This is a genomic window from Flagellimonas algicida, from assembly GCF_049629585.1.
Taxonomy (GTDB): domain Bacteria; phylum Bacteroidota; class Bacteroidia; order Flavobacteriales; family Flavobacteriaceae; genus Flagellimonas.
In genome coordinates this window covers 1-15,033 of record NZ_JBMYIX010000003.1, presented here as the reverse complement: position 1 = coordinate 15,033, position 15,033 = coordinate 1, and the positions used below count along the sequence as shown (strand labels likewise).

At 44.6% G+C, this 15,033-nt stretch carries 14 protein-coding genes; all 14 read left to right on the top strand.

Translation table 11 applies throughout. The annotated features are described in order from the left end of the window. Nucleotides 1-8 precede the first annotated feature (8 nt). Nucleotides 9-2,105 (top strand): alpha-L-fucosidase, encoded by a 2,097-nt coding sequence (locus ACPD8L_RS13865; protein ID WP_421810668.1) that lies wholly within the window; start codon nucleotides 9-11, stop codon nucleotides 2,103-2,105. Between the two features lie 3 nt (nucleotides 2,106-2,108). Further along, a complete protein-coding gene (locus ACPD8L_RS13860; protein ID WP_423943878.1) occupies nucleotides 2,109-2,888 on the top strand; it encodes an L-fucose dehydrogenase in 780 nt (259 codons plus the stop codon). Between the two features lie 10 nt (nucleotides 2,889-2,898). Next, a complete protein-coding gene (fucP, locus tag ACPD8L_RS13855; protein ID WP_423943877.1) occupies nucleotides 2,899-4,206 on the top strand; it encodes an L-fucose:H+ symporter permease in 1,308 nt (435 codons plus the stop codon). Beyond that, complete coding sequence (locus ACPD8L_RS13850; protein ID WP_116217047.1) at nucleotides 4,194-4,532, top strand: L-rhamnose mutarotase; 339 nt, start codon at nucleotides 4,194-4,196, stop codon at nucleotides 4,530-4,532. Before fucP ends, ACPD8L_RS13850 begins: the two co-directional genes overlap by 13 nt. Before the next feature lie 11 nt (nucleotides 4,533-4,543). Then, entirely contained in the window at nucleotides 4,544-6,241 is a 1,698-nt protein-coding gene (locus ACPD8L_RS13845; RefSeq protein WP_421810665.1) for a beta-N-acetylhexosaminidase, read from the top strand. Between the two features lie 47 nt (nucleotides 6,242-6,288). Then, nucleotides 6,289-7,446 (top strand): alpha-hydroxy acid oxidase, encoded by a 1,158-nt coding sequence (locus ACPD8L_RS13840; protein ID WP_272608759.1) that lies wholly within the window; start codon nucleotides 6,289-6,291, stop codon nucleotides 7,444-7,446. Between the two features lie 347 nt (nucleotides 7,447-7,793). Then, nucleotides 7,794-8,237, top strand: coding sequence for a GNAT family N-acetyltransferase (locus ACPD8L_RS13835; RefSeq protein WP_136564665.1), 444 nt, complete (start codon nucleotides 7,794-7,796; stop codon nucleotides 8,235-8,237). Between the two features lie 8 nt (nucleotides 8,238-8,245). Then, the gene (gene rpsU / locus ACPD8L_RS13830; protein WP_116217044.1) at nucleotides 8,246-8,440 is read left to right on the top strand and encodes a 30S ribosomal protein S21; all 195 of its coding nucleotides are present in this window, start codon (nucleotides 8,246-8,248) and stop codon (nucleotides 8,438-8,440) included. 22 nt (nucleotides 8,441-8,462) lie between these two features. Further along, a complete protein-coding gene (locus tag ACPD8L_RS13825; protein ID WP_116217043.1) occupies nucleotides 8,463-8,654 on the top strand; it encodes a hypothetical protein in 192 nt (63 codons plus the stop codon). Nucleotides 8,655-8,681: 27 nt separating this feature from the next. Beyond that, nucleotides 8,682-9,488, top strand: coding sequence for a pyrroline-5-carboxylate reductase (proC, locus tag ACPD8L_RS13820; protein WP_116217042.1), 807 nt, complete (start codon nucleotides 8,682-8,684; stop codon nucleotides 9,486-9,488). Between the two features lie 3 nt (nucleotides 9,489-9,491). Continuing rightward, nucleotides 9,492-10,262 (top strand): glutamate 5-kinase, encoded by a 771-nt coding sequence (gene proB / locus ACPD8L_RS13815; protein WP_116217041.1) that lies wholly within the window; start codon nucleotides 9,492-9,494, stop codon nucleotides 10,260-10,262. A gap of 9 nt (nucleotides 10,263-10,271) precedes the next feature. Next, nucleotides 10,272-11,471 (top strand): glutamate-5-semialdehyde dehydrogenase, encoded by a 1,200-nt coding sequence (locus ACPD8L_RS13810; protein WP_423943874.1) that lies wholly within the window; start codon nucleotides 10,272-10,274, stop codon nucleotides 11,469-11,471. Between the two features lie 147 nt (nucleotides 11,472-11,618). After that, nucleotides 11,619-11,948 (top strand): YegP family protein, encoded by a 330-nt coding sequence (locus tag ACPD8L_RS13805; RefSeq protein ID WP_116217039.1) that lies wholly within the window; start codon nucleotides 11,619-11,621, stop codon nucleotides 11,946-11,948. Between the two features lie 783 nt (nucleotides 11,949-12,731). Next, on the top strand, nucleotides 12,732-15,033 hold a 2,302-nt coding region (locus ACPD8L_RS13800), incomplete at its 3' end, for a DUF8202 domain-containing protein (protein ID WP_481129035.1).

Genomic DNA, 15,033 nt, shown 5'->3' with positions numbered 1-15,033 from the left:
CCCTGAAAATGATTCGAAAAGCACACCTCCTAACCCTTGCCCTGACTCTTTTACTGATGGCTTGCCAAACCGTGGAACCGCCAAAGGCTGTTGGCCCTACCCCTTCGCAACGCCAAATGGATTGGCATGAACTCCAATACTATGCCTTTATCCATTTCAACATGAACACCTTTACCGATATGGAATGGGGCACTGGAGGGGAATCTGTAGATCTCTTCAACCCAACCCAATTGGATACCCGCCAATGGGCCAAAGTGGCCAAAGAGGCAGGCATGAAGGGAATCATTTTGACTGCAAAGCACCACGACGGATTCTGCTTATGGCCCACCAAGACCACGGAGCATTCCGTTAAAAATTCGCCTTGGAAAGATGGAAAAGGCGATGTAGTCCAAGAATTGGCCGATGCCTGCAAAGAGTACGGGCTTAAATTAGGGTTGTACCTCTCTCCTTGGGACCGTAACAACGAGCATTATGGCAAACCGGAATATGTGGAAATCTTCCATGAGCAATTACGGGAACTGTTGACCAATTATGGGGAACTCTTCGAGGTATGGTTTGATGGTGCCAATGGAGGTTCTGGATACTACGGCGGTGCCAACGAAACCCGAAAAATAGACAACAAAACTTATTACGAATGGGAAAAGACCACCAAGATGATCCGGGAATTACAGCCCAATGCGGTCATTTTCGGTGATGGCGGACCGGACGTTCGTTGGGTGGGCAACGAGGAAGGTTGGGCCAAGGAGACCAACTGGAGCGTGATGCGCAGGGATGAGATCTATCCCGGATGGCCACGGTATGTGGAACTGCGCTCCGGCCATGAAGATGGGACACATTGGCTACCCGCCGAAGTGAACACCTCCATACGTCCCGGGTGGTACTACCATCCCGGTGAGGACCATCAGGTAAAAACCTTGCCCCGTTTGGTGCGAACGTATTACGAATCCATTGGTAGGAACGGGAACTTTTTGTTGAACCTACCTGTCGACGACAGAGGCTTGGTGCATGAAACCGATGTGCAACAATTGATGGCGCTGAAGGCACAAATCGATAAGGATTTTGCACAAGAATTGGCCAAGGGAAGTACCGCTGAGGCCTCCAATGTCCGCGGCAACAGTTCCACCTTCAATGCAGAAAAGGCCATTGATGGAAACTTTGACACCTATTGGGCCACTGATGACGGAACAACTCAGGCTTCCATTACCATACGTTTTAATGAACCCACCAAAGTCAATCGCATACTCCTCCAAGAGTATATTCCTTTGGGACAACGCATCAAAAAATTCAAAGTCAGTGCCGAAGTCGATGGAGCATGGCAAGTTTTGGATGAGCAAACCACGGTGGGCTATAAACGTATCCTAAGGTTTGAAACAGTTACCACTTCCCAAGTAAAAGTGGATATTTTGGATGCCAAAGGCCCCATCACCCTCTCCACTTTGGAACTTTACAATGCCCCTCCATTTTTGGTGGACCCAAAAATCAACAGAAACAGAGAGGGAATGGTCTCCATTGAAGTACCCGATGACGAAGTAGATCTTTATGTGACCACCAATGGGGATGACCCAACCACAGCTTCACAAAAATATGAGGGTCCTTTTCCTGTTTTGACACCCGCCACCATAAAGGCCATTGCCGTGAATCCAAACAATGGACAACAGACCCAAGCGGTAAGTCAATATTTTGACTTGGCCAAAAAAGATTGGAAAGTCGTTGGTGCCTTAGAAAACAATGCGGATGTAGTTAAACTCATGGATGAAGACCCCTATACCTTTTGGGCCACGGATAAGGACTCATCCAATATCAATGAAATCACCATCGATTTGGGAGCATCCCATACCCTTACCGGATTTAGCTACTGGCCCATCCAAGAACGGTATCCGTTTGGAATGATCACCAAGTACGAATTTTTGGTCAGTCCAGATAACCGCACATGGAAATCCGCAACAAAAGGAGAATTTGGCAATGTGTTCAACAATCGCATTGAACAAAAGGTTAAATTCGAGCCGGTTTCGGGCAGATACATTAAATTACGTGCTTTGGAAAAGCATAATGGGGATGTCCGGACTTCCTTTGCGGAAATAGGGGTATTCACCACAAATCAATAATACATGGATTTAGGATTGAAGGATAAGGTGATTATGGTCACTGGAGGTGACAAGGGCATTGGCAATGGTATTTGCCAAGTGCTCGCCCAAGAAGGGGCCATCCCAGTAATTATTGGACGAAAGGAAAGTGATGTACTGGCTGCTGTGGAAGAAATCACCAAAACCGGAGGCAAAGCCTTTTATGCCATCGCGGAACTCACCGACCCCCAACAATGCAAAAATGCCATTGAAAAAACTATTCAGGAATTCGGAAGAATCGATGGACTGGTAAACAATGCAGGGGTCAATGACGGCGTGGGGCTTGAAAATGGCAATTATGACGATTTCAAAAGTTCTTTGGAGCGCAATGTTGGCCATTATTATGTGATGGCCCACCATGCCTTGCCCCATCTGAAGAAAAACAAGGGCAGTATTGTGAACATAGGTTCCAAAACTTCGGTGACGGGCCAAGGGAACACCTCTGGTTATGCAGCTGCAAACGGGGCCAGGAATTCGCTTACCCGGGAATGGGCCGTAGAGCTGCTCCCCTATTCCATTCGGGTGAACGCCGTAATTGTTGCCGAATCCTTTACGCCATTATACAAAAGATGGATAAATTCGTTTGACAACCCAGAAGAAAAACTCAAAGAAATTACCGACAATATCCCTTTGGAAAAAAGAATGACCACTCCGGAAGAAATTGCGAATACTGTAGCTTTTCTCCTTTCGGAAAAATCCAGTCACACCACCGGCCAACTGATCTATGTAGATGGTGGCTATACCCATTTGGACCGTTCGCTTTAAAAAAACACATATGACCAAACCAAAAATTGTATCCAAAAAAGTTCTCTTACCCTTTATCCTGATCACTTCGCTCTTTGCGCTCTGGGGTTTTGCCAATGCGGTGACCGACCCCATGGTCCAGGCCTTTAAGAAAGTGTTGGAGTTGTCCAACTCCCAAGCTGCATGGGTACAGATGGCTTTTTATGGAGGGTATTTCTGTATGGCCTTGCCAGCGGCATTGTTCGTCCGAAAGTATTCCTATAAAGTTGGGGTACTGATAGGTTTGGCGCTATATGCCGCAGGAGCCTTGATGTTCTACCCTGCCGCCATCACCGAAAAGTTTTGGTTTTTCTGTCTGGGGCTATACGTCCTGACCTTTGGACTGGCATTTTTGGAAACCACCGCCAATCCATACATTTTGGCCATGGGCGACAAGGAAACGGCCACCCAGCGGTTAAACCTTGCCCAAGTCTTCAATCCGGTTGGGTTGATTTTGGGGCTACTCATTGCCCAGCAATTCGTTCTTAAAAAATTACAATCCGATGACATCGCTGATTATTCGTCCTTGGATGAAGCCAAAAAAGCCTTGATCCGCACATCGGACCTTATGGTCATTAGAGACCCCTATGTTATCCTTGGATTGGTGATCATGGCAGTTTTTGTGTTGATCTTGGTAAGTAAGATGCCCCAAGCCAAAGGCGATGGCACCATTCCTTCACTCCAAGAAACCGGAAAGGCGTTGTTCCATAGACCCAAATACATCTTGGGCGTATTGGCCCAAGTTCTGTATGTAGGAGCACAAATCATGTGCTGGACCTACATTTATCAATATGCCGAGGCCATGGGCATGGCCAGCGATGTGGCCGCCAACTATCAATTTGTGGCGTTCATCGTCTTTTTGGTGGGAAGGGCCATTGGCACCTATATGCTCCGTTTTATCAGTTCAGGAAAACTGTTGATGTGGTTTGCCGTGTTGGCAGGTGCCTGTGCCGCAGGAACCATTTTTATCGAGGGACATTTGGGATTGTACTGCCTAGTGGGTGTTTCGTTCTTTATGTCGCTCATGTTCCCTACCATTTATGGCATTGCCCTGAACGGATTGACCGAGGAGGAATCCAAATTGGGTGCCGCCGGATTGGTTATGGCCATCGTTGGAGGTGCCTTGATGCCCAAACTACAAGGTATGATCATTGATGTTGGCGGAAATGGTGTGGCCGATACCAAAATGATGGGGGTTTCAGAGGTGAACTTCTCGTTTATACTACCGCTCTGCTGTTTTGTTTACATTGCATGGTTTGGTTTCAAAACCTTCAAAAATGAACACATATGGGAGATTTAAGAAGATTTTGCCTCGCCTTGGATCTTGTGGACGATGAAGAAAGCATTCGAGCCTACGAAGACCATCATAAAAAAGTGTGGCCTGAAATCTTGGAGAGCATCACCGATTCCGGAATCCAAAATATGGAAATCTACCGAATCGAAAATCGCCTGTTCATGATTATGGAGGTCGATGCTTCCTTTTCGTTTGAAGCAAAACAACAGGCCGATGCTGAAAACCCCAAAGTGCAGGAATGGGAAAAATTGATGTGGAACTACCAACAAGCATTGCCTTCGGCCAAGCCCGGGGAAAAATGGTTGTTGACCAAAAAAATATTTGAATTATAATTTGTAACCCTATGAAGAAAGTGATTATAGCCGTAGGGGCCATTTTTATAATGGCCTGTACCGGAAAGTACGACAACGTTCAAAACACAGCGGAAGACTATCAAGTAATTCCTAAACCTGCAGAGTTGACCATGCAGGTCGGAAAGTTTGTGATAGATGGCAGCACCTCCATCAGCGCTGCCGAAGACCTTAAGGAAGAGGCGGCTTTTCTTGCCGAGTCCATTCAACAGTTGACCCAAGTAAGTCCATCCGTTACAGACCAAAAGGCCAGCATCGTTCTGACACTGAACGATCAAATTGAAAATGAAGAAGGGTACACACTGGAAGTGACCCCTGACCAAATCAACATTTCTGGAAAAAATGCCAAAGGTGTTTTTTATGGCATACAGTCCCTCGTACAATTGATCAGCCTACCCGAAGAAGGATCATCCATTACCGATGTTACCGTACCTGCGGTGACCATCAAAGATCAACCCCGGTTCATTTACAGGGGAATGCACTTGGATGTGGCACGCCATTTCTTCGATGTGGATTTTGTGAAAAAGTACATCGACATGATCGCCATGCACAAAATGAACACCTTCCACTGGCACTTGACCGAGGATCAAGGATGGCGTATAGAAATCAAAAAATATCCTGAACTGACCAAGGTTGGAGCCTACCGAAATGGGACCATAACCGGTCATTATCCTGGAGAAACCAACGACAATGAGCGTTACGGTGGTTTCTACACCCAAGATGATATAAGGGAGGTTTTGGCCTATGCCCAAAAGCGCCATGTTGAGGTCATTCCAGAAATTGAACTTCCCGGTCACAGCCAAGCAGCCATTGCTTCTTATCCATACTTGAGCTGCTTCCCTGAGGAACCTACTGAAGTGCCCAACGGTCTAATGTCCGAAGCTTCAAAGGAACAACAGAAAAATGGCCAACCCAAGGTAGTTCAAGAGTCATGGGGGGTATACAATGATGTATACTGTGCCGGAAAAGAAGAGACCTTTGCCTTTTTGGAAGGGGTATTGGACGAGGTAACCGCCCTTTTCCCATCCAAATACATCCATATTGGAGGGGACGAGTGTCCTAAGAAAAACTGGGAACGCTGCCCCAATTGCCAAAAAAGAATCAAAGAGGAAGGTCTTGAGGACGAACACGCCCTACAGAGTTACTTTGTAACCCGAATGGAAAAATACCTCAATAGTAAAGGCAAGCAGATCATTGGATGGGATGAAATCTTGGAAGGTGGTTTGGCCCCCAATGCAACGGTTATGTCCTGGAGAGGTGTAAAAGGAGGCATCGAAGCTGCAAAACAAGACCATAATGTGATCATGACTCCAAATTCCCATTGTTACTTTGACCATTATCAGTCCAAGGACACGGACAATGAGCCTTTGTCCATTGGTGGTTTCTTACCGGTTGAAAAAGTATATAGCTACGAGCCTGTTCCAGAGGAATTATCGGCCGATCAACAACACTATATCTTGGGAGCCCAAGGGAACATTTGGTCCGAGTATATCCCAACGGATGAGCATATGGAATATATGGCCCTACCAAGAGCCACTGCACTATCTGAAGTGGTTTGGTCGCAAAAAGAGGATAAGGATTTTGAAGATTTCAAATCCAGATTGAACCATATGCGAAAACTGTACGAAACCAAAGGCTACAACTACGCCAAACACGTTTTTGATACAGCGGAGAACACTCCATCGGAGTAGCCGCATAACAATTGGAACCACGCAGATAGAAGAAACACACAGTAAGTATGGCCCGGTATACCCCAAAATTCAATCCTAGATATCCCTCCATTGAGGACCTCCGAGAAGGGGCCCGCAAACGTATTCCCAGATTTGCCTTTGAATATCTGGACAGTGGATGCAATGAAGAGGTGAATCTGAGAAAGAACACCCGGGAAATTAGAGAGGTTGAGTTGTTACCCAGGTATTTGGATGCCTACAAAGAGGCCAACATGACCACTAAAATCTTTGGTCAGGAGTATGATGCCCCTTTTGGGATATCTCCCATAGGGCTTCAAGGGTTGATGTGGCCCAATTCCCCCGAAATTCTGGCCAAAGCTGCCTTTGACCACAACATCCCCTTTATTCTGAGTACGGTGACCACATCGAGCATAGAACGCATCAGTGAAATTACCGAAGGTAAAGCGTGGTTCCAATTATACCATCCCACGGAAAAATCGGTCCGTGACGATTTGATTCAACGTGCCGAGGCAGCAGGCTGCCCCGTATTGGTCCTTTTGTGCGACACCCCTGTTTTTGGATTTCGTGCCAAGGAAATCAAAAATGGGCTGTCCATGCCCCCAAAGATGAACATTGCCAATATTCTCCAAGTATTGGGTAAACCCAAATGGGCCTTTGAAACCCTAAAGCATGGCCAACCCAATTTTGAGGTATTGCGACCCTATATGCCCAAAGGGCTCAACTTAAAACAATTGGGATTGTTCATGGACCAGACCTTTAGCAAGCGTATGGATATGGATAAAATTGCCCAAATCAGAGACCTATGGAAAGGAAAACTGGTTCTAAAGGGAGTCGCCACAGAAGCCGATACCGAAAAAGCCATATCCTTGGGATTGGACGGCATTATTGTATCCAACCACGGAGGCAGACAATTGGATGCCGGGGAATCCACTATAAAACCCTTGACCCGGATAGCGGCAAAATATGGAGATCAACTCACCGTGATGATGGACAGCGGGGTACGCTCAGGACCGGACATTGCCAGAACCTTGGCCAGTGGGGCGCAATTTGCGTTTTTGGGCCGTTCCTTTATGTATGGAGCGGCGGCTTTAGGGAAATCCGGAGGTGACCATACCGCCATGTTGTTAAAGACCCAATTGAAGCAAGTAATGGAACAAATAGGTTGCCCAGATGTTTCCCAATTGCCCAATTTTAAAAACCTATAGTCCCGTAAACCATCGCCTAAAAAACTGTTAACAAAAGCGTGACACAAACGTTATAAAAAGCATAAAACCCAGTATAATTGGCATATACCGTTTGCATTGGCTACCTTTGCAGCGATGAAGATCAAACTCCACGAAAGGAAAAATTGCAGGATCCTTAGCTTTCAATATCTGGTTTTTAGAAACCAACCGGATAAATTCATCCCACCTACACTTTAAATTTTAGACCACTTCAGTGGTGATTTTTGCGATGTAGCATTGTGGAAAAACTCCGCAATCACCTGCATCGTTCCTATGCAATTGTACGTACCCTAAACTATCAAAAAAACATTTTAGACAAGCATCAAAGCATGGTGATTAAAACCTATGACGCTTATACACGGCTTTCCACCATGGAAACCGCCCGATTGACCAATTTTATATTTGACCACCAAGATGGAAAAAAAGCATCAAAAAATGCCATCCGCAAAGCCATACAGTATTCGGCAAAGGAAATACCGGGCTTGGGTGGATATGTATTTGTCATTGAGGAACGGGAAAAAATCCTTGGTCTGGCCGTGGTCAACAAAACAGGGATGGGCGATTATATCCCCGAGAACTTCATGGTCTTTTTTGTGGTGCACCGGGAGCATCGCGGCAAAGACATTGAACCAAAGCTCTTGGAATACACCCTTCAATACTGTAAAGGCGACGTAGCCGTCCATATCACCAACGAAAACCAATATCCGAAAGAAGCGTTTTTTAAAGAGAATGGGTTTGACGTGACCCACACAGAAATGAGATTGAACAGATAAATCAAAATATGCTCAAAATAGAAGTAAAATCAGGTGAAAGTATAGAACGTGCCCTAAAACGCTACAAGAGAAAGTATAGAAATACCAAACGATTGGAGCAAATCAGGGATCGTCAGGAATACACCAAAAAATCGGTACGGCGAAGAAAGACTATCAAAACGGCCGAATACCGGGAAAAATACCTAAACAGGGAAAACGAATAGTCATCAACACATTGACCATATCATGAAACTTACAAAAATCAAGCGGAAGACCAAGTACGAAAAACGGTATAGCGTTAAAATGGGGGAACTCACTACCCAGGTCACCTATATCAAAGAGTACATTTTTGGCCTTCCTTTTCGCACGTTGCACAGATACCGTGAAACTTATTACGGAGAAGTAAAAGACTGTAAGGATTGCAATGTATCCGCTTAACAATATTCTAACCCTTTATATAAAACAATGAAAGTATTGGTTATTGGCGCAGGTAACATGGGGCTTACCTACGCCACAGGTATGTCCAAGTCCAAGCTATTGAAAAAGCGCAACATCATGGTGTTGGACAAATCAAAGGAAAAAATGGAAGAGGTCGATAAAATCGCCCATTTTGATGCCATAGATCGTTTGGAGGACTGTGTTCCCCAAGCGGATATCATCTTTTTGGCGGTTAAACCTTTCCATGCCGAAGAACTATTTGAACGCATGAAAAAATTGGTGAACCCAGAACAACTGTTTATTTCCATAATGGCCGGGGTCACCATCGGCTTTATCCAAGAATCGCTTGGTATTAAAAAAGTGGTACGGGCCATGCCCAATTTACCCGCTCAGGTTGGTAAGGGTTTAACCAGCTATGTTTCTTCCGACGAAGTTTCCCGTCTAGAGCTTTTTATGGTGGAAGGCCTATTGGATACCACTGGAAAATCCCTCCGCGTAAAAAATGAAAAATTTATTGATGCCTCTACAGGCATTTCGGGGAGTGGTCCCGCATACGTTTTTTACTTTATGCAAAGTATGATGGAGGCCGCCCTGCAAATGGGCTTTTCCGAAAATGTTTCCAAAGTACTGGTAAGCCAAACCTTTACCGGGGCCGTGGAACTGTTCAACCAGAACAACCTTAATCCAGACACTTGGATGGAAAGAGTGGCCTCCAAAGGAGGAACTACCAGGGCCGCCTTGGACTCCATGGAAGATAACAATGTAAACGAATTGATAAAAGAAGCGGCCTTTGCCGCCTTTAACCGCGCCGTGGAACTCGGCGAAGAATATTAAACCATGTATAAAGAACTCGTGGTCATTAAGGTAGGAACCAATGTAATGACCAACAAGGACAATAGAATTGTAAGACCCGTACTCAATAGTTTGGTGCAACAGATTGCCGAACTCTACGAACGTGACATCATGACCATTTTGGTCTCCTCTGGCTCCGTAATCGCGGGAAAAGAGGTGCTGGGAAAATCCAAAATAAAGGACAAGACCCAACGCAGACAGGTATACTCTGCCATAGGACAACCCAGAATGATGCGGCACTACTACAACATTTTTAGTGATTACGGGATGAAGTGTGCCCAAGTGCTGCCCACAAAACGGGATTTTAATCCTGGGGTACACCGGGACAATATGATCAATTGCATAGAAGGTTTACTGTCGGAAGGTGTTGTGCCCATTGCCAATGAGGACGATGCCGTTTCAGTGGCCATGTCCATGTTCTCGGACAATGACGAATTGGCCACATTGATTGCCCAATTGATGAATGCAGACAAACTGATTCTCATGACGGATATTGATGGCCTGTACAATGGGCATCCCGAAAAGGAGGAATCCGAGGTCATCCAAAAAGTCGCACCCAAAGAAGATCTGGACAAGTATATTGAAGAGGGCAACAAAGCCGAAGGCGAAGGCCGTGGCGGAATGGGCTCTAAATTGAACTACGCCCAAATAGCGGCGGCCAATAACATCCCGTCCTACATTGTGAACGGGAAGAAAGAGAACATCATTATAGACATTGTTGAAGGAAAAAAAGTGGGAACCAAAGTTTCCCTTTAAAAAACGACTATGAAATTATTGAACACAGATATAAAGAATAAAGTATTGGCAGACATGGAGCACATCCTGGACAAAAACCGGGAAGAGCTCCTACAAGCCAACCAAAAAGATTTGGATGCCTTTGACCGGGACGACCAAGCCCTCTATGATCGGTTGGTAGTAGACCAAAAAAAGGTAGATCAAATGATACAGGCCGTAAAGGAAGTGCGGTTGCAATCGGACCCTGTAAATCAGGAAATATCTACCCGACATTTGGACAATGGTTTAAAGATCATCAACAAAACGGCTCCGTTCGGGACCATCATGATCATTTATGAATCCCGTCCGGATGTAACGGTGGAAGCTGCGGTACTGGCCTTTAAGGCCAATAACAAAATATTGTTGAAAGGCGGTAAAGAAGCCTATCATAGTAACAAAGCGCTGGTAAAGTTCTGGCATCAGGCCTTGACGGAGAACAATCTCCCTTCCGATTTCATCCAGTTCTTGGAAATGGACCGAACCCAGACCCAAGAATTTTTGAAAAACCCGGACCAAGACCTAGATCTGATTGTCCCACGTGGTGGTGAACGATTGATCGCTTTTGTGAAAGAACATGCCAAATGTGCCGTTCTGGTCAGTGGTCGAGGGAACAATTTCCTCTATGTACACCCGGAAGCGGATTGGGAAAAAAGCTTGGAGGTCATCATCAATTCCAAGACCCATAAGATTTCGGCCTGTAATGCCTTGGACAAAATATTGATTGATACAAAGATTAAGGGATATGGGGATAAGCTCAAAGAGTTAAGACAACTATTGACTGACAAAGGCGTATCGATTTTGGTCGATAAAAAGGTGAAAACCATCTTATCTGAAGAGAATGTCATTCCTGACCCATCGGTTTGGGAAGAGGAGTTCTTGGCCATGAAATGTGTGATTGGGGCCGTGGACAATTTGGATGAGGCCATTGAAAAGATCAATACCCATTCCGGAGGGCACTCAGCCAGCATCATGACCGAAAACAATGCCGTGGCCCAAACCTTCATGGAAAATGTGGATTGTGCGGCGGTATATCAAAATGCGTCAACCCGTTTCACCGATGGCGGACAGATGGGTGTCGGTGCAGAGCTCGCCATCAGTACCGATAAATTGCACCATCGGGGTCCCTTGGGACTAAAACAATTGGTAACCAACAAATACTATGTATTTGGGGATGGGCAAGTACGTGTGTAACCTATCTTTTGCTGTTCCGTACTGGCATTGATCGGTTCAAGTATTGTGCAAAAGACCATTATCTGTTAGCTTAATGGTAATTTTACACCTATTTATTGGTCATTTTTTAAGAAAATATCTAGATTTAAGACACAAAATATATTCAGTATGGGAAAATTTGAAATCAAAACAGATAAATCTGGTCAGTTCAGGTTTAATTTAAAGGCCAATAACGGCCAAGTGATCTTAAGCAGCGAAGCGTATACCACCAAAGCCGCCTGCGAGAATGGAATTGAATCTGTCCGAAAGAATTCTCAGGAAGATGGTAGGTTCGACAGAAAGACTGCCAAGGACGGTAGCCCTTACTTCAACCTGAAGGCTTCCAACGGTCAGGTAATAGGCAATAGTGAAATGTATTCCAGCACGGCGGCCATGGAAAACGGGATTGCTTCCGTAAAAACCAATGCTCCGGATGCTGGTGTGGATGACAATTCGTAATTCACAGGAATACCTATTTCAGATATAAAATAAGACAGCCCCATTTTGGGGCTGTTTTTTTATGACAAATTTCGACCCCAAATTATATTCCACCAATTCAAATGGCCCATCCGTAAGATCAAATGGGGCATTGGTTAATTGGGACACCTTTAAAAGCAAATAACATCATATGTTTGTTGTGCAAGTAAGCGTTAAAGCCAAATTGAAAAGCAAGATCAATTTTTAACGCATGCACATATAGCAATGCACTTTTCAAGACCATAGGTCAAAAAAGTGTTTAGTTTAGTTGAGGTTTCCGTTACGCCAAGGAATTTAAACAAATTCCTTGGTCGTAATGGTTTTAAGGATCAAGTTGATTATTTGTTGATATCAGGCTCTAATCAAACTACCCCTTGCTCTCCATAAGCTATAATAATAGAATACCACTGACCAAAGTAACTATCCTGTCCATAATTCAACTGAGCGTGTAAGGTTTGGTTTCTCTCAGTACTGTTGGCCATGGTAATAGTTAAGCCGTCAAACTTATTTGACGGCTTTTTCATTGTATAGCTTAGATTTTAATTCCCGATTTTCAAATTGATGACCCTGCCCGAGATATGCACAAAAACCATAAAATTTTAGGGTTGTGGATTTTTTCGTCAATTCTAAACGCCCTTTCGTCAATTCTAAACGCCCATTGGTTAATTGACCCCCTTTTGGTAACACAGTAGTACTTTATTTTATAATACCAAATCCATTTCTTGATTTAACCCCAACAAGAAATGCACCATAAACCTACTTGTTATGACAAAACTTTTACTACACTACAACCCCGCATGGACCACATCAAAACCGGTCCCCTTCTTTCGTTACATCATTAAACTACTTCGGCCTCTATGCGTACTATGCTTTCTGTTTTTAAGTACTGCCGCACTTGGACAACAGGTCGATACTTGGCTTACTGCAGATAGAGCAGTCAATTCCGCACCTACTCCCAACGGACAATTTCAACTCTTTACTCCATTGGCCCCTGCTGATGGCACTCCCGTGACAACGTGGTACGATTTCATTGATGGGACTCCCCAGGATGCTGTCCAACATCCAACTCCCGCAGATTACCCCCAACCTTACCCCTTAGGTTTTGAACATTCATTTGGCTCACCAGCATACCTAAACCCCATTGGTTCAGTTCCACGTGTTCCAACGCTACGCAGAGACGATATGAACTTTAATCCTTCCATTGAATTTGATGGAAGTGGTGATGGACAAGCTTTACATTTTAGATCATCTACTAGAGAAGAGATTACAATCTTTATTGTATTTCATGCCCGGGGCATGGGTAATACTGCAGAAACCCAGCGTCTCCTATTTGGCGGGGATATAGATACCTATCATAGCTCCACCACCAATCTTTCCATTGGAATCTCGGATGGTAATCGATTCTCACTCGGAAGAACTTGGACTCCATGGAGTGATTTTGAGAGTGGCAATATTGACCTTCAAGGATTACCTACCATTGGTGTCTTGATACGGCAAGTGGACACAAACCCTTTTTTAGAAGATGAGGTTTTGAGAACACAAGTCAATGGTTTGCCCGATATCAACATCATGAAAAACCTTCCAGATATTGAACGGGATTTATACTTATTCAATAGACTAGGGAAGCATTTCAACAGCAATGATTCCAATAGAAACTTAACAGGAAACATTGCCGAAATCCTATTGGCCGATGGCCCTTTGGATGCCAACTCCATACAACGAGTGGAAAGTTATTTGGCCATTAAATATGGTATCACCTTGAACAATACAGGGCAATTGGGAAGTACTGTGGGTAACCAAGGATATACCTATCTGGCTGCGGATGGCACCACTATATGGCAACCCGACCCAGTATATCTATATGACATCGCAGGATTGGGAAGGGATCGATTTGATGATATAGATGGCGGAGATGACAACACATCTTATGACGATTTAAAACTACGATATAACCTACATCAACGCATTGCAAAAAGTGAAAATAGTGAAGCAGTTGTAACTATGTCAACGGACACTAATTTTGCAACGGATAACCTAGACCAATCCAGACCAATAATTGACAACACCACTGCAAATAGCCTCTCGGTAACAACCACATCCACGCTACATAACTATCTATTATGGGGAAATGACCATGGCGATATCAACCAATCTCTCGTTGAACTTCCTACGGATTACAGTGCTCGAATTGGAAGGGAGTGGAAAATACAAAAAACAGTTTCCCCCGGTGGAGTCGACCCAATTGCGAATGTAAGTGTCCAGATAAATCTTTCCGGTTCAGATATCCTAAACAATGGTAACTGCGGCGATGTAACACTATTGATAGATACTGATGGAGATGGAGACTTTTTGACCGGTACTCTTACCGAAATTCTTGCCACAAGCATTGATGCGGGCCAAAATGCCTATTTCGATAATGTGAATTTTGAGCACCAAGATGTTTTTACCATAGCCATTGTAGACAATATTCCTCCAACCGCCAGTAACCCATTGACCTTGACCGTTTGCGGTGTCGCCCCTCTACCAGACCCAAGTGTTGTCACGGATGAAGCTGATAACTGCGCTGTGGATACCGTTATACATATTGGTGATGTTTCAGATGGCCTAATCAATCCCGAAACCATTACGCGTACATATAGAATTACGGATATCTATGGAAACTATACCGATGTCCAACAGATTATTTATATCTACCTCCAACCCAATGTGAATGATATTCCTGATCAAGAAGCATGTGAATCCTATATACTTCCTCCTATAACAGGAACCAACCTTTCAGGCAATGAATCTTATTACGATTTACCTGGAGGTCCATTAGGCGGCGGCGGTACCTATAATGAAGGAGATGTCATCACTTCTGATATAACCTTATACATATATGATGAAACGGGAGGAGTTTCAACGGTCTGTTTTGATGAGGAAAGTTTCATCATTACTATCACACCACAGCCCGATGCAGGCAACGACGCCAACATCAACATCTGTGAGGGCAACGTACTGACCGATGCCGACCTTTTCGCACAGCTCGGGGGAACCCCGGATGCCGGAGGAACATGGAGCCCAGCCT

Excerpts from the sequence above, each read along its gene's own strand:
- ACPD8L_RS13845 (WP_421810665.1), top strand. The coding sequence starts at position 4,544 with ATGAAGAAAGTGATTATAGCCGTAGGGGCCATTTTTATAATGGCCTGT.
- fucP (WP_423943877.1), top strand. The coding sequence starts at position 2,899 with ATGACCAAACCAAAAATTGTATCCAAAAAAGTTCTCTTACCCTTTATC.
- ACPD8L_RS13865 (WP_421810668.1), top strand. The coding sequence starts at position 9 with ATGATTCGAAAAGCACACCTCCTAACCCTTGCCCTGACTCTTTTACTG.
- rpsU (WP_116217044.1), top strand. The coding sequence starts at position 8,246 with ATGCTCAAAATAGAAGTAAAATCAGGTGAAAGTATAGAACGTGCCCTA.
- proC (WP_116217042.1), top strand. The coding sequence starts at position 8,682 with ATGAAAGTATTGGTTATTGGCGCAGGTAACATGGGGCTTACCTACGCC.
- ACPD8L_RS13825 (WP_116217043.1), top strand. The coding sequence starts at position 8,463 with ATGAAACTTACAAAAATCAAGCGGAAGACCAAGTACGAAAAACGGTAT.
- ACPD8L_RS13850 (WP_116217047.1), top strand. The coding sequence starts at position 4,194 with ATGGGAGATTTAAGAAGATTTTGCCTCGCCTTGGATCTTGTGGACGAT.
- ACPD8L_RS13835 (WP_136564665.1), top strand. The coding sequence starts at position 7,794 with ATGGTGATTAAAACCTATGACGCTTATACACGGCTTTCCACCATGGAA.
- ACPD8L_RS13805 (WP_116217039.1), top strand. The coding sequence starts at position 11,619 with ATGGGAAAATTTGAAATCAAAACAGATAAATCTGGTCAGTTCAGGTTT.
- ACPD8L_RS13810 (WP_423943874.1), top strand. The coding sequence starts at position 10,272 with ATGAAATTATTGAACACAGATATAAAGAATAAAGTATTGGCAGACATG.
- ACPD8L_RS13860 (WP_423943878.1), top strand. The coding sequence starts at position 2,109 with ATGGATTTAGGATTGAAGGATAAGGTGATTATGGTCACTGGAGGTGAC.
- proB (WP_116217041.1), top strand. The coding sequence starts at position 9,492 with ATGTATAAAGAACTCGTGGTCATTAAGGTAGGAACCAATGTAATGACC.
- ACPD8L_RS13840 (WP_272608759.1), top strand. The coding sequence starts at position 6,289 with ATGGCCCGGTATACCCCAAAATTCAATCCTAGATATCCCTCCATTGAG.